The following is a 15,628-nucleotide window of genomic DNA, read 5'->3' as shown; positions in this document are numbered from 1 at the left end:
GGGCGGCACTCCGAGCCGGTGTCAGACCAGCTGGAGCTGGGCCACGAGCATCGCGAGGACCACCACGAGGGTCCACCCCAGGACGTGTTCGAAGATCTTGGGGCCGTCGTCCTGAGGGCCGCCGGTGCGGGCTCGGGCGGGGGCGGTCGCGATGTGTGCGGTCATGACGTCTCTTCGCTGGCTCTCTGCTGGCGGTGCGGGCGGGTGCCGGACTCGGTCTGTCCACCTTGCCACCGAAAAGGGCTTTTGCGGCAGAGAGCTTGCTCACACGAATCACACGGCTCGGCGGCTCAGCGGTCAGCGGTCAGCGGTCAGCTGCTCGTACGCGAACGGCCCCCGGCCATGTGCGCCGGGAGCCGCCGCGCGTGAGGTCAGCGCACGCCGACCGCCGCCAGCGCCGTGCGCTGCGCCGCCGTCGGACGGGCCGGGAAGTAGAGGTAGCAGACGCCTCCGCTGCCGGAGACGACCTTGCCGCCGGCGTTGAGGCGCTTGGTCCGCAGCCACACGTTCTCGAACTCCCGCCGCCGGTAGACGCGCCGCACCTCCGCGTTGGTCGGAGAGGCCGGGTCGTTGGCGATCACGTCGCCGTCCACGGTGAAGCCGATCACGGTCATCAGATGGCCGGCGGTGCCGTAACCCGCGCCGGTCAGCTCCTCCTCGATGAAGGACTGGGACGTCATGGCCGGGATGCCGGCCGCGATCAGCGTCTCGAGCTCGGTCAGCGAGCCGAGCCGGGTCACGACGCCCTGGAGGCCCTCGAAGGTGGCCGCGTAGGCGGCGTTGAACGGCCAGTTGCCGCAGCCGGCGTACTGGTGGTCGTAGGTGTACCGAGCGGCGTGGCAGACCTGGGGGTCGGCGTAGGAAGGGTTCACCCAGGCCAGCTGGCCTGGGGTGAGGCGACCACCCCAGTACTCGATGATCATCTGCGAGGAGGTGGGACTGCACCAGGCCTCGCCGCCGTCGTCGTACTCCGGGTACTGGCCCTCGTGCGTCTCCTGCGAGTAGCGGGGCACCTCCAGCTCCCGGGCGACGCCGGGCACGGAGGCGGGGACGGTGAAGCGGTCGGGGACGTCGGAGCCCATCGCGCCGAGTCGCCACACCGCCGGGCTGGTCTGCGCGCCGGGCCGGCGGTAGAGGGTCAGGCGCAGCCGGTACGAGACGAGGCGCAGACCGCCTGAGGCGTCGTCGACAGCGACGGTGTCCGTCCAGACGGTGCTCTTGCCGTCGCTCTGCCCGGCCACCGAGGCCCGCTTGACGTCCTGGTCGCCGGACGCCCATCGGCCCAGCACGTACCAGGGGGTCTCCGTGCCGTCGGAGTACGTGCCCTCGAACTCGACGGCGATCCAGGTGCCGGCGGGGGTGCTCGCGTTCCAGGAGGCGATCGCCTCGGTCGCGGGGACGGGCAGTCGGTGGACGGGGGACGTCCAGGTCGCGTACTCCCAGCGAGCGGTGGTCCCGGTGTGCGGGTCGGTGTGGTCCAGGACGCCGAGCGGAGTGTCGACCACGATCGCGGGCCGGTCTCCCGCGACGGCCCGGACGCCCTGGGCGACACCGGAGCGCCAGTCGTCGTACGTGGTCCAGGCCCGGTAGTCGACGGGGCGCGTGGGGGCCGTCGTCGCGACGGGCGTCACGGCGTCCGGTCCGGCCGGGTCGACGGCCGCAGCGGACCCGGAACCGCCCGCCACGGCGGCGCCGACCGCGGCGGCGAGGACGGACCTGCGGGAGGGCCGGTCGGCGGCGGGCGCGCACCGGTCCGCGGTGCGGGAGAGCTGGTCGGTCCCGCCGGGGCCCTGGTCGGTCCCGCTGAACGGCTGTTCGGCTCTGCTCATGGACGGAAGACTCCCCGGGGGGTGCGGGACGGGTCCGGTACGACGGTAGTGCGCCCACTATGAACGCGGACGCCCGGGCCCGCCAGCACCCGCACCCGTGCCACGCCGCCCGGCCCGGCGAGGAGCGACCGAATAGACTCGTACGCCACCGGACAAGCCCCGCACACGCCGCACGCCCGTCAGGCGCGCCACCTCACCCGCCCCCTCGGGCCCGCCACCGGACAAGCCCTTCTGGAGCCGTCATCCACCAGCTCGCCGCCCGGCTCCGCCGGCTGCCGCCGTCCTGCGGTCCGGTCCGTCTCGTGGGCGTCGACGGACACGCCGGATCGGGGAAGTCCACCTTCGCCGCCCGGCTGGCCGAGGCCCTCGGCGGTGCGCCGGTCCTGCACCTCGACGACATCGCCAGCCATGACGAGCTGTTCGCGTGGACGCCGCGTCTGATGGCCGAGGTGATCGAGCCGCTCGGCCGGGGCGAGACGGCGCACTACTCCCCCTACGACTGGCGCGCCCGCCGTTTCGCCCCGCCCCGGCCGCTGCCGCCGGCCCCCGTGGTCCTGATGGAGGGCGTCGGCGCGGGCCGTCGCGCGCTGCGGCCGTACCTGGCGCGGCTGCTGTGGATGGAGATGCCGCCCGAGGAGGCCTGGGCGCGCGGGCGGGCACGTGACGGAGAGGAGCAGCGGGAGTTCTGGGACGGCTGGGTCCGGGCCGAACTGCGTCATGTCGTCGAGGACCCTTCGCGCCCCCATGCCGATGCGCTGGTACGGCAGTTGGGCGAGGGATACGAGGTGCTGCCGGGGCCTGCGGCGCGGTCTGGTCCGGACCGCGATGTCACGCACCGTGAGGATCCGCGTTCGATGTGGTGAACCTGTGAAGGGACTTGCGCTCGAACTTCGCCAACTGCTCCGGCGACGCTTGACCGGTGGCCGGGGCAGGACTTACGTTCTCAATGTGCGGCAATCGAAGCCGCCCGAAGGACACGAAGCCCCCGGTTGTTCCCCCGTGACCGGGGGCTTCGTTCTGTCCGCGCCCCGTTCCCGCGCCCCTTTTCGAGCGCGATGTGACGCCAGGCTCTCACTCAGCGTCACCGTGCTGTCATGCGCCCCCTCTGCTCCCACCTGGCCGGACGGCCCGTGCGGCACCCTACGGCGGGCCACGTCCGCGCGGGTACGATGCCCTCGGTGCGACCTGGGACAGCCGCTAGCACCTTCCAACTCCGGTCCGCGGCACAGCGGTTCGACCACCGGCGGGCGACGGTCCGGCGGCACACCGACGGGGGCAGGGTCTGTGGGGGACGTGATGGACTTCGGCACGCAAGGCCCCGACGCCCCGGCCGACCTGGCCTGGCTGCGCGGCGTGGACGCCTACACGATGGGCGCGTATCCGCAGGCGGAGGAGGAGTTCCGAGCCGCCGTGCGGATGGACCCCGGCATGGCCGACGGCTGGCTGGGCCTGCACGCGCTGCGCGTCGACACCACCACCGCGCTGCTGCGGATGTTCCGTCACCGCGACCGCTTCGGCGAACAGCGCACCCGGCACCGCCGGACGCTCAACTCCTGGTACTGGCTGGGCTGGTGGGTGCAACCGGTGCTGGAGAGCCCCCGCGACCTGCTGCTGGCGCACGCCTCGCACTGGCTGGACGGCCGCCATGTGCCCGAGCTGGACCGGGCGCTCGCCGGACTCCCGCCCGTCGACACCGACCACCAGGTCCGCTTCCTGCACGCCTGCCGCGCCTATCTGGTCAAGGACTGGGAGCAGCTCGCCCGGCACACCGACCCGCTGATCGACGACCCGCTGCTGGGCATCGAGGCGGGCCTGTTCGGCGGCATGGCCCGGGTCCGCCTGGAGATGTACGGGCAGGCGGAGCCCCTGCTCTCGGCGGCGCTGATGCGTTGCCGCAGCGAGCAGCCGCAGCGCAAGGAACTGCGGTACTGGCTGGCCCGCGCCCATGAGGGCACCGGCCGTTCCGCGGCCGCCCTCCCCCTCTACCGGGCCGTGCACCGCGTGGACCCCGCGTTCATGGACACCTCGGCCCGGCTGGCCGCGATCGCCGAGGGCGACGGCTACGACGATCCCGCCGACTTCGCCGCGGTCGCGCTGACCGGCGCCGGCCAGGACGCCGGGGACGGGCCGGACGGCCTGGACCCGCTGTTCGGAACGGAGGGGCGGGACCTCAGGCTCCCCGAGCCCGCCGATCTGCCGCCGGCCGGACCGCTGCCGTCGGCGGTAGACCCGGCGGTGCGCGCGAGGACGCTCGGGGCCACGACCCTGCCCGCCGGCCCCACCGACCCGGCCCTCCTGGAGGAAGCGCTCGCGGAGCTGGAGCGCATGGTGGGCCTGGAGCCGGTGAAACGTCAGGTCAAGGCCCTGTCGGCGCAGCTCAACATGGCGCGGCTGCGGGCCGGGCAGGGGCTCCCGGTGCAGCCTCCGAAGCGGCACTTCGTCTTCTCCGGCCCGTCCGGCACCGGCAAGACCACGGTGGCCCGCATCCTCGGCCGGGTCTTCTACGCCCTCGGGCTGCTGGGCGGGGACCATCTGGTGGAGGCGCAGCGGGCCGATCTGGTCGGTGAGTACCTCGGCCAGACGGCGGTGAAGGCCAACGAGCTGATCGACTCCGCGCTCGGCGGGGTGCTCTTCGTCGACGAGGCGTACTCACTGTCGAACTCCGGTTACGGCAAGGGCGACGCGTACGGGGACGAGGCGTTGCAGGTGCTGCTGAAGCGGGCCGAGGACAACCGGGACCACCTGGTGGTGATCCTGGCCGGCTACCCGGAGGGGATGGACCGGCTGCTGGCCGCGAACCCGGGCCTGTCGTCCCGCTTCACGACGCGGGTCGACTTCCCGTCGTACCGGCCGCTGGAGCTGACCTCGATCGGCGAGGTGCTCGCGGCGGAGAACGGCGACGTGTGGGACGAGGAGGCGCTGGAGGAGCTGCGGTCCGTCGCGGGGCATGTCGTCGACCAGGGATGGATCGACGAGCTGGGGAACGGGCGGTTCCTGCGCACGCTGTACGAGAAGAGCTGCGCCTACCGGGATCTGCGGCTGTCGGCCTACCCGGGGAGGCTGTCGCGGGACGACTTGTCGACTCTGCGGCTGCCGGACCTGATGCAGGCGTACGGAGAGGTGCTGTCGGGCCGGGGCCCGCAGGACCCTCCGGGGATGTGACCCGGAAGGGCCCCGCGGGCGACCGCCTCTCAGGGCGACACGCCTAGGTCGTGTTTCGAAAGACGCCGCCGGGCAGGCGGGACTTTCGAAACGCGCCCTAGGTCGCCATCACCACCTCGGGGACGCCGGGGGCGGACCGGTGGGCCGGGTCGCGTACCTCACCGACCAGCAGTTCGAGTACGTCCTCCAGGGCCACCAGGCCCAGGACCTTGCCCGAGCCGTCCACCACCTGCGCCAGGTGGGTGGCAGCCCGGCGCATGACCGTCAGCGCGTCGTCGAGCGGCAGGTCCGGGCGGAGCGTCGTCATCGGGCGCCACACCTGCTGGGGCACCGCCCGCTCGGACTCCTCCAGGTCGAGGACGTCCTTCACGTGCAGGTAGCCCATGAAGGCGCCGTTGCCCGCGCCGACGGGGAAGCGGGAGTAGCCGGTGCGGGCGGTCAGCCGGACGATCTCGCCGGGGGTGACCGACGGGCTGACCGTCACCAGGGACTCGCGCTTCAGCAGCACGTCCGTCACCGGGCGGGAGCCCAGCTCGAGAGCGTCCTCCAGCCGCTCCTGCTCCTCCGGGTCGAGCAGGCCCGCCTGGCCGGCGTCCTCCACCAGCCGGTTGAGCTGCTCGCTGGTGAAGACGGCCTCGATCTCGTCCTTCGGCTCCACGTGGAAGAGCCGCAGCACGGCCTGGGCGCAGGCGCCGAGGGCGACGGTGATGGGCCGACACAGACGCGCGAACCAGACCAGGCCGGGGCTGAGCCACAGCGCGGCCTTCTCCGGGGCGGCCATGGCGAGGTTCTTCGGGACCATCTCGCCGATGACGAGGTGGAAGAAGACCACGGCCGCGAGGGCGATGACGTAGGTCAGCGGGTGGATCACGCCCTGCGGCAGGTGGATCCACTCGAAGACGGGTTCCAGCAGGTGCGCCACCGTCGGTTCGGCGACCGCGCCCAGGGTGAGCGAGCAGACGGTGATGCCGAACTGGGCGGCGGCCATCATCTGCGGCAGGTGCTCCAGGCCGTGGAGGACCTGACGGGATCGGGCGGTGCCGAGTGGTTCGATCTGGCTGCGGCGCACCGAGACGAGCGCGAACTCGGCGCCGACGAAGAAGCCGTTCGCGAGCACGAGGAGTCCTGCGAAGACGAGTTGGAGGACGCTCATCGGGCGGCCTCCACGGCCGCGCCGGTGCGCACCAGGCGGACCCGTTCGGCCCGGTAGTGGCCGACACGGCGCACCGACAGCCGCCAGCCGGGCAGTTCGGCCCGGTCGCCGACGGCGGGGATCCGGCCGAGCAGGTCGGCGACGAGCCCGGCGACCGTCTCGTAGGGTCCCTCGGGCGCGTCCAGGCCTATGCGCCGCAGGGTGTCGACGCGGCAGCTGCCGTCGACGTCCCAGGCGGGCCTGCCGTCCTCGGGCGGCACGGGGGCGAGTTCGGGCGTGTCCAGCCCGTCGTGCTCGTCGCGGACCTCGCCGACGATCTCCTCGACGATGTCCTCCAGGGTCACCACGCCGGCCGTGCCGCCGTACTCGTCGACGACGACGGCGATGGGCTGCTCGCTGCGCAGCCGGGCCAGCAGCGGCTGGACGGGGAGGGTCTCGGGGACGAGCAGCGCCGGGCGGGCGATGCGGCCCACGGGGGTGCGCAGCCGGTCCTGGACGGGGACGGCCAGGGCGTCCTTGAGGTGGGCCATGCCGACGATCTCGTCGATCTTCTCGCGGTAGACGGGGAAGCGGGACAGGCCGGTGGCGCGGGTCAGGTTGACCACGTCCTCGGCGGTGGCCGACGCCTGGAGGGCGCTGACCTTCACGCGCGGGGTCATCACGTGCTGCGCGGTCAGCTCGGCCAGGGACAGGGTCCGCACGAAGAGGTCGGCGGTGTCCTGTTCGAGGGCGCCGGCCCGGGCGGAGTGGCGGGCCAGGGAGACGAGCTCGCCGGGGGTGCGGGCGGAGGCCAGCTCCTCGGCGGGCTCGACGCCCAGGGCGCGCACCAGCCGGTTGGCGACGGCGTTGAGGCCGGCGATGACCGGTCGGAAGAGCCGGGCGAAGACATGCTGCGGGCCCGCGACGAAACGCGCGACCTGCATCGGCTTGGACACCGCCCAGTTCTTCGGGACGAGCTCGCCGATCACCATCTGCACGGCGGACGCCAGCAGCATGCCGACGGCGACGGCGACACCGGAGACGGCGCCCTCGGGGACGCCGACGGCGGTGACGGGGCCGTCGAGCAGCTCGGCGAGCGCGGGTTCGGCGAGCATGCCGACGACGAGCGAGGTGATGGTGATGCCGAGCTGGGTGCCGGAGAGCTGGAAGGACAGCTCCTTGAGCGACTCGACGACCGTGCGGGCCCGTCGGTCGCCTTCGGCGGCGGCCTTCTCGGCGTCCGGGCGCTCCACGGTGACCAGGCCGAACTCGGCGGCCACGAAGAACCCGTTGGCGAGAATGAGCAGGAACGCGGCTGCCAGGAGCAGCAGGGGCGTTGTCATGATGCCGCCGCCTCCATGTCGGAGGGGGCGGCGCAGGTACTACAGGACGAACCGTCCATCGCCGGAGAGGGTCACTCCTCGGTTAGCAGGAACCCCTGTGCACCCGGCCGGGCGCCACAGGGGTGGAGGCGAAAGGGGAACGCCTCCGTCACCAGATTAATCAAGACAGGCGCTTTTGCGGCAGGGCGGGCGGCCCCGAGTCAGCCCTGATCCTTCCCCGGGCCGGACTCGGGGTCGCGGACGGAGCGGTTCTCCACGAGGGCGCGCAGGGCGCGCGCGTCGGCGATGGCCTGCTGTTTGGCGATCCCGGGCTGGATGCCGAGCGCGGGCAGGCTGGTGCCGTCGCTGAGGTCGAGGAACACCCAGGGGTCGCCCGGCCGGAGGTTCACCCGGAGGATCTCCGCCCAGTCCAGACGCCGCCTGCTCGCGATGTTGACGACGGTGACGCCGGTGTCGTCGGCGACGACCCGTACCCGGGCGAGCTGGGCCAGCACCCAGAAGATGAGGCCGCCGGTGACGATGAAGCTGAGCCGCTCGCCGGGGCCGAGCTGCTCCAGGAGCAGCGCGATCCCGGAGATGACGACGAAGATCACCGCTCCGGCCGTGAGAAGCACCACACGGGTGCGTCCGGGCCGGAAGGTGACGGGGAGGGCGGGCAGGTCGGACATCGCTGCGTATCCCCCGGGGTCAGAGACGGCAGGCGTGGATGGCCGTGGTGAGGATGGCGCGGGCGCCGATCTCGTAGAGGTCGTCCATGATCCGCTGGGCCTCCTTGGCGGGGACCATGGCGCGGACGGCGACCCAGCCCTCGTTGTGCAGCGGGGAGACGGTGGGCGACTCCAGGCCCGGAGTGAGCGCGACGGCCTTCTCCAGCTGCTCGACGCGGCAGTCGTAGTCCATCATCACGTACGTCCGGGCGACGAGGACGCCCTGGAGGCGGCGCAGGAACTGCTGCACCTTGGGCTCGGCCTCGTCGGGCTCGGCGCCGGTGCGGCGGATCACGACGGCCTCGGACTTCATGATGGGCTCGCCGAAGACCTCGAGGCCCGCGTTGCGCAGCGAGGTACCGGTCTCGACGACGTCGGCGATGACCTCGGCGACGCCCAGTTCGATGGCGGTCTCGACGGCGCCGTCGAGGTGGACGACGGAGGCGTCGATGCCCTCCTGGGCGAGGTGCTTGGCGACGATGCCCTCGTAGGAGGTGGCGACCGTCTTGCCCTTGAGGTCCGCGAGGGTGTTCGCGGTGCCCGGCTTGGTGGCGTAGCGGAAGGTGGAGCGGGCGAAGCCGAGGGGGAGGATCTCCTCGGCTTCGGCGCCGGAGTCGATCAGCAGGTCGCGGCCGGTGATGCCGATGTCGAGGCGGCCGGAGGAGACGTAGATGGCGATGTCGCGGGGGCGGAGGTAGAAGAACTCGACCTCGTTGCCCGGGTCGACGATCCGCAGTTCCTTGGACTCGCGGCGCTGCTGGTAGCCGGCCTCATGCAGCATCTCCCCCGCAGGTCCGGACAGGGAACCCTTGTTGGGGATGGCGATGCGCAGCATGGGGTCGGCTTCCTTCGCGTGGTGTGTCGGCGTGGTGTTGACGGACGCGGGTCACAGGTGGGCGTAGACGTCGTCGAGGGAGATCCCCCGGGCGACCATCATCACCTGGACGTGGTACAGCAGTTGCGAGATCTCCTCGGCGGCCGCGTCCTTGCCCTCGTACTCGGCGGCCATCCAGACCTCGGCGGCCTCCTCGACGACCTTCTTGCCGATGGCGTGGACGCCCTTGCCGACGAGTTCGGCGGTGCGGGAGGTGGCGGGGTCGCCGGTGGCGGCCTTCTGCTGGAGCTCGGTGAAGAGCTCCTCGAACGTCTTCTTGGACATGGTGTCGCCCACTGTACGCGCTGTGCCGACCGGCCTAATGCCACGGTTCGGATACTGAGCGCAGGGTGGCCGCCGTGGCCACCGCCGCCGTCACCGCCTCGTGTCCCTTGTCCTCGTTGGAGCCCTCGATGCCGGCCCGGTCCAGGGCCTGTTCCTCGGTGTCGCAGGTGAGGACGCCGAAGCCGACGGGGACGCCGGTCTCGACGGAGACCTGGGTGAGGCCCTGGGTGACGCCCTGGCACACGTACTCGAAGTGGGGGGTGCCGCCGCGGATGACGACGCCGAGGGCGACGATCGCGTCGTAGCCGCGTCCGGCGAGGACCTTGGCGACGACCGGGAGTTCCCAGCTGCCGGGGACCCGGAGCAGGGTCGGCTCGTCGATGCCCAGGTCGTGCAGGGCGCGCAGGGCGCCGTCGACCAGACCGTCCATCACCTTCTCGTGCCACTGGGCCGCGATGACGGCGACCCTGAGGTCGCCCACATTGCGTACGGACAGTTCGGGTGCGCCCTTGCCGCTCACGTTCTCGTCTCTCCTTGGTGCTCGTCTTGCCGGTTTGCCGCTTGCTCGGTTGCCGCTCGGTCGCGGCTACTGGTTGCCGCAGGGGGACACGGGGGCCGTGTCCAGCCAGGGCAGGTCGTGTCCCATCCGGTCGCGCTTGGTGCGCAGGTAGCGGATGTTGTGCTCGCCCGCCTGTACGGGCATCGGCTCGCGGGCGCTGACCTTGAGGCCGTGCCGGACGAGCGCGTCGGTCTTCTCGGGGTTGTTGGTCATCAGGCGGACGCCGCGCACCCCGAGGTCCTCCAGGATCCGCGCGCCGGCCGCGTAGTCCCGGGCGTCGGCGGGCAGGCCGAGCTCCAGGTTGGCGTCGAGGGTGTCGTGGCCCTGCTCCTGGAGTTCGTAGGCGCGCAGTTTGGACAGCAGGCCGATGCCTCGGCCCTCGTGTCCGCGCAGGTAGACGACGACTCCGCGGCCCTCGGCCTGGATGCGCTCCAGGGAGGCGTCGAGCTGGGGGCCGCAGTCGCAGCGGGCGGAGCCGAACACGTCGCCGGTGAGGCATTCGGAGTGGACGCGGACGAGCACGTCCTCGCCGTCGCCGATGTCGCCGTGGACGAGGGCGACGTGCTCGACGCCGTCGACGGTGGAGCGGTAGCCGTACGCGGTGAACGTGCCGTGGACGGTGGGGAGCCGGGTCGCGGCCTCGCGGCGGACGGTGGGCTCGGCGGAGCGGCGGTAGGCGATCAGGTCCTTGATGGAGATGATCGTCAGGCCGTGCTTGCGGGCGAAGGGGATGAGTTCGGGGAGCCGGAGCATCCGGCCGTCCTCGCCGGCGATCTCGACGATCGCGCCGGCCGGGCGCAGGCCGGCGAGCCGGGCGAGGTCGACGGCGGCCTCGGTGTGGCCGTCGCGGACCAGGACGCCGCCGGGCTTGGCGCGCAGCGGGAAGACATGGCCGGGCCGGACGAAGTCGCCGGGTCCGGCGACGCCGCCCGCGAGGAGCCGCAGGGTGGTGGCGCGGTCGGAGGCGGAGATGCCGGTGGTCACGCCGTGCGCGGCGGAGGCGTCGACGGAGACGGTGAATGCGGTCTTCATCGACTCGGTGTTGTCGGCGACCATCTGCGGCAGGTCGAGGCGGTCGAGTTCGTCGCCCTCCATGGGCGCGCAGATCAGGCCGCGGCACTCGCTCATCATGAAGGCGACGATCTCGGGGGTGGCCTTCTCGGCGGCGATGACGAGGTCGCCCTCGTTCTCCCGGTCCTCGTCGTCGACGACCACCACGGGACGGCCGGCCGCGATGTCGGCGACGGCCTGCTCGACGGGGTCGAGGGTGAAGTCCTCGACGGCGTCACCGGGGTACGTGATCTGTGCCGGGTTCATGCCGGCGCTCCTTCCAGGGCGGGCCGCGGTCCCCTGCGGGAGCGCAGCCACCAGTCGCGCATGCCCCACAGGACGAGCGCGCCGTAGATGACGTAGACGAAGCCGGAGAAGGCGTAGCCGTTGGCGAAGTTCAGGGGGACGCCGACGAGGTCGACGAGGAGCCAGGCGAACCAGAACTCGACCATGCCGCGGGCCTGGGCGTACATGGCGACGATGGTGCCGACGAAGATGTAGGCGTCGGGCCAGGGGTCCCAGGACAGGTCCGGGTAGGCCTTGAAGAGGAGGGCGACGGCGACGGTGCCGGCGGCCGCTGCGGCGAGCATGGCCGCGCGCTCGGTCCAGGTGGCGAAGCGGGGGGCGATGTGGCCGTCGTCGGTGCGGCCCTTGTCGCGGTTCCACTGCCACCAGCCGTACAGGGCGACGACCATGACGACGGCCTGCTTGCCGGCGCTGCCGGTGAGGTGGCCGAAGAAGGCGCCGAAGAGGATCAGGCCGGAGAGGAACTGGACGGGCCAGCTCCAGATGGAGCGGCGCCAGCCGAGGGCGAGGGCGACCAGACCGAAGATGTTCCCGATCATGTCCGACCAGAGGATGTGCTGGTCGAGGAGGGTGAACGCCTCTGAGTTGAGCCAGTTCACCGGGTGCCTCCCTGACCGGCCATCAGCCGCTCGACGTACTTGGCGACGATGTCCACTTCGAGGTTGACCGGGTCGCCGGGCTGCTTGCGGCCGAGCGTGGTCAGGGCGAGGGTGGTGGGGATGAGGCTGACGGTGAAGTAGTCGGGGCCGGCGTCGACGACGGTGAGGCTGATGCCGTCGACGGTGATGGAGCCCTTCTCCACGACGTACCGGGAGAGACCGGCGGGGAGCGAGACCTTGACGATCTCCCAGTGCTCGGACGGCTTGCGCTCCAGCACCTCGCCGGTGCCGTCGACATGGCCCTGCACGATGTGCCCGCCGAGGCGCGCGCCGACGGCCGTGGGCCGTTCCAGGTTGACGCGGGAGCCGACGGTCAGGGCGCCGAGGCTGGAGCGGTCGAGGGTTTCCGCCATGACGTCCGCGGTGAACTCGTCGCCCTCGTGTTCGACGACGGTGAGACAGACCCCGTTCACGGCGATGGAGTCGCCGTGCTTCGCGCCGTCGGTCACGACGGGGCCGCGCAGCCGGAAGCGGGAGGCGTCGCCGAGATTCTCGACGGCGGTGACCTCACCCAGCTCTTCGACGATTCCGGTGAACACTTCCCGGGTCCTCCTGCCTCTTCGGGCACGGACTCCGGGGCTGTCGAGACGACAGAAGTACGGGCGAGGACACCGGGGGCGACGCCGGACAGACCCGTCCGCGGACGGGTACGTATACGGCGGCGCGCACGAATGCCCGCCCGCCGCGCACTGCCTCCCATCCGGACTTTAACCGTCGGTCCAGGAATTCCACCTGGTCAACCGGTCGCTGGAAGCGACCGGGTCGCGGACTGTAACCGCCGGTTCGGACTTTCACCGACCCCGGAGTGCGCTGCTTTAGGTACAGGGCCAGTGTGCCACGCCGGATCCGCGTCCATACGGGTGAAGAATGTGGGGTGCCTCACAGGGATTGGTCCGTACCTATTGACGCATTGGTCTAGTCCTCTTAATGTCGACGGACACGGCCCCGGCGGCGGTGACGACGGCCCTTGCCCGCCGCCGGGGCCCCTGGCGCCGCGCGTCACCTGGCGCGCGAAGCCCTCAGCGCGCCTCGGGCGTCGCCCCGAACAACTCCCCCTGAGCGGACTGACGCGCCGTCAGCAGGGCGCCGTGCAGCACAGCGCCGCCGCCCAGGACGCCGGGCCGCACCTCCGTCGGCAGCGGCGCCATCCGCCGCAGCCGCTCGGCCACCCGGGCGGCGAGCGCCTCCCCGCCCGCCTGACCGACCTCGCCGCCGAGCACCACGCAGCCCGGGTCGAGGACCGCGACGACGGACGCCACCCCGATGGCGACCCGGTCGGCCAGCACGTCGAGGAACCGCACGGCGACCTGGCTCCCCGCGAGGCCGGCCGCCTGTGGCGCCTCGCCCTCCGGTCCAACGCCCCGCTCCCCCACCGCGGCCACGGCCCACCGCACCAGAGCGGCGGCGTCCGGCTCACCGGCCGCCGCCCTCCGCTCCGCCACCGCCCGGCCGCGCGCCGCCGGCACTCCGCACTCCCCCGCCAGCCCCACGATCGCCGCCGAGCCCGCCAGGCTGTGGAAGCCGCCCTCGCAGTCCCTCGCCGAGGGGAGGGCGGCCGTGCCCGGCACCGGGAGGAAGCCGATCTCACCCGTGCCGCCGGAGGCCCCCCGGCGCAGGACGCCGTCCAGGACGACGGCCGCGCCGGTGCCGTGGCCCAGCCAGAGCAGGACGAAGGTGTCGCGGTCCCGGGCCGCGCCCGCGTACTGCTCGGCCAGGGCGGCGAGGTTGGTCTCGTTCTCGACGCTGACGCGGGCCTCGGGGAGCCGCTCCTGAAGGGCGGCGACCAGCCGGCGGTGCCAGGCGGGCAGGCCGGAGGAGACCCGCAGTTCGCCGCTCGCGGGGTCGATCAGGCCGGGCGCGCCGATGCCGACGGTGTGCAGCCGGTCGGCGCCGGCCTCCTTCACCGCCCGCTCGACCAGCGTGACCGCCTGCTCCACCGCGGGGCCCGTGCCGGCGTCGTCCCCGATCGGCGCGGACGCCTCGGCGAGGACCCGGCCGAGCAGGTCGGACACGACGACGGTGACGCCCTCGGTGCGCACGTCCAGCGCCGCGAGCTGGGCCCGGCCGGCGACGATGCCGTAGACCCTGGCGTTGGGGCCGCGCCGCTGCGCGCCGGTCTCGCCGACGACCTCGATCAGCCCGGAGGCGGCGAGGCGCTCGACGAGGTCGGCGACCGTCGGCCGGGACAGACCGGTGAGCTCCTTCAACTGCCCGGCCGTCAGGGGGCCTTCGTCCTGCAACAGCCGCAGGGCGAGCCGGTCGTTGATGGCCCGGGCGGTGCTCGGGGATGCGGGCATGCGGGGAATCCTCCCATGGGGAGCCGGCGTCCGGCTCCTGACGGCCCCCTATTTATCAGGCAGGCTTCCTGATAGTTTACGGCGCGCACCGTACGACGGTCCGGAGAGGGGACAGAGAGCATGAGCGAAGTGATCTGCGCACCCGCGGAGGTGAAGCGGGCCCGGTACGCCGTGGCCGCCGTCTTCGCCGTGCACGGCGCGGTCACCGGCTCCTTCGCCACCCGCGTCCCCTGGATCCAGGACCACGCCTCGGTGAGCGCGGGACAGCTCGGGTTCGCCCTCGCCTTCACGGCGTTCGGCGCGTCGTGCTCCATGCCGCTGGCCGGCCGGATCTCCCACACGCTGGGCAGCCGGGCCGCGCTGCGCGCGCTGATCGCGTCGTGGACGCTGGCCCTGGTGCTGCCCTCGCTGGCGCCGAACCTGCTCACCCTGTGCCTGGCGATGTTCGTCTACGGCGCCACGGCCGGCATGGCCGACGTCGCCATGAACGCGCTGGGCGTGGAGGTGGAGCGGCTGCTCGACAAGTCGATCATGTCCGGGCTGCACGGCCTGTGGAGCGCGGGCGCGCTGGTCGGTTCGGCGGGCGGGACGCTCGCGGCGCACCTCGGCGCGGACGCGCGCGTGCACCACGCGCTGGCGGCGGCCGTCCTGACGGTGCTCGGTCTGCTGGCCTGCCGCTGGGTGCTCGACGTGCGGCCCACCGAGGACGAGGAGCCGCCGCCACGGTTCGCACTGCCGCCCCGCTCGGCGCTGCTGATCGGCGCGGTCGGGTTCTGCGCGGTGTTCGCGGAGGGCGCCGCACTGGACTGGTCGGCCGTGTACCTGCGCGATCAGCTGGAGTCGTCGGCCGGTGTCGCGGCGGCCTGCACGACGGGCTTCATGCTCACCATGGCGGTGGCCCGGATCGCGGGCGACACGGTGGTGAACCGTTTCGGCGCGGTGCGCACCGTACGGGTGGGCGGCGTGCTGGCGGCGCTCGGCGGCCTGCTGATCGTGTTCGGAGGTCACCCGGCGGTGGCCACGGGCGGGTTCGGGCTGATGGGCCTGGGCATCGCCGTCGTCGTCCCGCTCTGCTTCGCGGCGGCCGGGCACAGCGGGCCGAACCCGAGTCAGGCCATCGCGGGCGTCGCCACCATCACGTACACCTCCGGCCTGATCGCGCCGAGCCTGATCGGCGGGGTGGCGCAGATGACGAGCCTGGTGGTGTCGTTCGGCGTGGTGACCTTGCTGGCCTGCGGCCTGGTGGTGTTCGCGGGGGTGCTGCGCGGCGGCGAACGGATGCCCGAGGGGGCCGCCGCACGGGGCGAGACGGTGGCCGAGCCCCGCGCCTGAGGGGTTCGACCAGGGGGCGGACGGGCAAGCGGTCGGTTGCATTCCGGTTTTCGCGTGAGAATGGGCCGGTCATCCGCACCCGCACGAAAGCGA

At 72.6% G+C, this 15,628-nt stretch carries 15 protein-coding genes and 1 riboswitch; of the genes, 3 read left to right on the top strand and 12 right to left on the bottom strand.

Annotation, left to right across the window (positions count from 1 at the left end):
- Positions 1–21: 21 nt before the first annotated feature.
- Together EV567_RS26980 and EV567_RS26975 are read right to left on the bottom strand one after the other, a co-directional pair.
- Positions 22–165, bottom strand: coding sequence for an SCO1431 family membrane protein (locus EV567_RS26980; protein ID WP_130444595.1), 144 nt, complete (start codon positions 163–165; stop codon positions 22–24).
- A 206-nt stretch (positions 166–371) separates the two neighbouring features.
- Entirely contained in the window at positions 372–1,829 is a 1,458-nt protein-coding gene (locus tag EV567_RS26975) for a peptidase C39 family protein (RefSeq protein WP_130444593.1), read from the bottom strand.
- Positions 1,830–2,071: 242 nt separating this feature from the next.
- On the opposite strand from EV567_RS26975, the gene EV567_RS26970 reads away from it, so the two are divergent.
- Together EV567_RS26970 and EV567_RS26965 are read left to right on the top strand one after the other, a co-directional pair.
- The gene (locus tag EV567_RS26970; protein ID WP_130444678.1) at positions 2,072–2,692 is read left to right on the top strand and encodes a uridine kinase; all 621 of its coding nucleotides are present in this window, start codon (positions 2,072–2,074) and stop codon (positions 2,690–2,692) included.
- A gap of 433 nt (positions 2,693–3,125) precedes the next feature.
- On the top strand, positions 3,126–4,991 hold the full coding sequence (locus EV567_RS26965; protein ID WP_130444591.1) for an AAA family ATPase: 1,866 nt from the start codon (positions 3,126–3,128) through the stop codon (positions 4,989–4,991).
- Positions 4,992–5,088: 97 nt separating this feature from the next.
- Here the strand turns inward: EV567_RS26965 and EV567_RS26960 are convergent, their stop codons facing one another.
- The 10 genes from EV567_RS26960 to EV567_RS26915 form a co-directional block, all read right to left on the bottom strand.
- Positions 5,089–6,144 carry a hemolysin family protein gene (locus tag EV567_RS26960; protein ID WP_130444589.1) on the bottom strand — a complete coding sequence of 352 codons (1,056 nt, stop codon included), beginning with the start codon at positions 6,142–6,144 and terminating at the stop codon, positions 5,089–5,091.
- Positions 6,141–7,466: a hemolysin family protein gene (locus EV567_RS26955; RefSeq protein WP_130444587.1), complete on the bottom strand. Its 1,326-nt coding sequence runs from the start codon at positions 7,464–7,466 to the stop codon at positions 6,141–6,143. The genes EV567_RS26960 and EV567_RS26955 overlap by 4 nt, the downstream gene beginning before the upstream one ends.
- A 200-nt stretch (positions 7,467–7,666) precedes the next feature.
- Positions 7,667–8,134: a PH domain-containing protein gene (locus EV567_RS26950; protein ID WP_130444585.1), complete on the bottom strand. Its 468-nt coding sequence runs from the start codon at positions 8,132–8,134 to the stop codon at positions 7,667–7,669.
- A 19-nt stretch (positions 8,135–8,153) separates the two neighbouring features.
- Positions 8,154–9,008 (bottom strand): ATP phosphoribosyltransferase, encoded by an 855-nt coding sequence (gene hisG / locus EV567_RS26945; protein WP_130444583.1) that lies wholly within the window; start codon positions 9,006–9,008, stop codon positions 8,154–8,156.
- Between the two features lie 51 nt (positions 9,009–9,059).
- On the bottom strand, positions 9,060–9,332 hold the full coding sequence (locus tag EV567_RS26940; RefSeq protein WP_081223298.1) for a phosphoribosyl-ATP diphosphatase: 273 nt from the start codon (positions 9,330–9,332) through the stop codon (positions 9,060–9,062).
- A 34-nt stretch (positions 9,333–9,366) separates the two neighbouring features.
- On the bottom strand, positions 9,367–9,852 hold the full coding sequence (gene ribH / locus EV567_RS26935; protein ID WP_030946752.1) for a 6,7-dimethyl-8-ribityllumazine synthase: 486 nt from the start codon (positions 9,850–9,852) through the stop codon (positions 9,367–9,369).
- 66 nt (positions 9,853–9,918) lie between these two features.
- Complete coding sequence (locus EV567_RS26930; RefSeq protein ID WP_130444581.1) at positions 9,919–11,208, bottom strand: bifunctional 3,4-dihydroxy-2-butanone-4-phosphate synthase/GTP cyclohydrolase II; 1,290 nt, start codon at positions 11,206–11,208, stop codon at positions 9,919–9,921.
- Complete coding sequence (locus EV567_RS26925; protein ID WP_130444579.1) at positions 11,205–11,846, bottom strand: nicotinamide mononucleotide transporter family protein; 642 nt, start codon at positions 11,844–11,846, stop codon at positions 11,205–11,207. The genes EV567_RS26930 and EV567_RS26925 overlap by 4 nt, the downstream gene beginning before the upstream one ends.
- On the bottom strand, positions 11,843–12,445 hold the full coding sequence (locus tag EV567_RS26920) for a riboflavin synthase (protein ID WP_130444577.1): 603 nt from the start codon (positions 12,443–12,445) through the stop codon (positions 11,843–11,845). Before EV567_RS26920 ends, EV567_RS26925 begins: the two co-directional genes overlap by 4 nt.
- 143 nt (positions 12,446–12,588) lie before the next feature.
- A riboswitch (FMN riboswitch) is annotated at positions 12,589–12,719 on the bottom strand.
- Positions 12,720–12,925: 206 nt separating this feature from the next.
- The gene (locus EV567_RS26915) at positions 12,926–14,203 is read right to left on the bottom strand and encodes an ROK family transcriptional regulator (RefSeq protein ID WP_130444575.1); all 1,278 of its coding nucleotides are present in this window, start codon (positions 14,201–14,203) and stop codon (positions 12,926–12,928) included.
- 120 nt (positions 14,204–14,323) lie between these two features.
- On the opposite strand from EV567_RS26915, the gene EV567_RS26910 reads away from it, so the two are divergent.
- Entirely contained in the window at positions 14,324–15,535 is a 1,212-nt protein-coding gene (locus tag EV567_RS26910; protein WP_130444572.1) for an MFS transporter, read from the top strand.
- Positions 15,536–15,628 lie beyond the last annotated feature (93 nt).

It is taken from the genome of Streptomyces sp. BK239 (assembly GCF_004217285.1).
Classification (GTDB): domain Bacteria; phylum Actinomycetota; class Actinomycetes; order Streptomycetales; family Streptomycetaceae; genus Streptomyces.
This window is presented reverse-complemented; position numbering and strand designations above follow the sequence as displayed.

Coding starts and splice junctions, on each gene's coding strand:
- hisG (WP_130444583.1), bottom strand. CDS start 9,008: ATGCTGCGCATCGCCATCCCCAACAAGGGTTCCCTGTCCGGACCTGCG.
- EV567_RS26965 (WP_130444591.1), top strand. CDS start 3,126: ATGGACTTCGGCACGCAAGGCCCCGACGCCCCGGCCGACCTGGCCTGG.
- EV567_RS26960 (WP_130444589.1), bottom strand. CDS start 6,144: ATGAGCGTCCTCCAACTCGTCTTCGCAGGACTCCTCGTGCTCGCGAAC.
- EV567_RS26940 (WP_081223298.1), bottom strand. CDS start 9,332: ATGTCCAAGAAGACGTTCGAGGAGCTCTTCACCGAGCTCCAGCAGAAG.
- EV567_RS26950 (WP_130444585.1), bottom strand. CDS start 8,134: ATGTCCGACCTGCCCGCCCTCCCCGTCACCTTCCGGCCCGGACGCACC.
- EV567_RS26915 (WP_130444575.1), bottom strand. CDS start 14,203: ATGCCCGCATCCCCGAGCACCGCCCGGGCCATCAACGACCGGCTCGCC.
- EV567_RS26955 (WP_130444587.1), bottom strand. CDS start 7,466: ATGACAACGCCCCTGCTGCTCCTGGCAGCCGCGTTCCTGCTCATTCTC.
- EV567_RS26980 (WP_130444595.1), bottom strand. CDS start 165: ATGACCGCACACATCGCGACCGCCCCCGCCCGAGCCCGCACCGGCGGC.
- EV567_RS26975 (WP_130444593.1), bottom strand. CDS start 1,829: ATGAGCAGAGCCGAACAGCCGTTCAGCGGGACCGACCAGGGCCCCGGC.
- EV567_RS26930 (WP_130444581.1), bottom strand. CDS start 11,208: ATGAACCCGGCACAGATCACGTACCCCGGTGACGCCGTCGAGGACTTC.
- EV567_RS26910 (WP_130444572.1), top strand. CDS start 14,324: ATGAGCGAAGTGATCTGCGCACCCGCGGAGGTGAAGCGGGCCCGGTAC.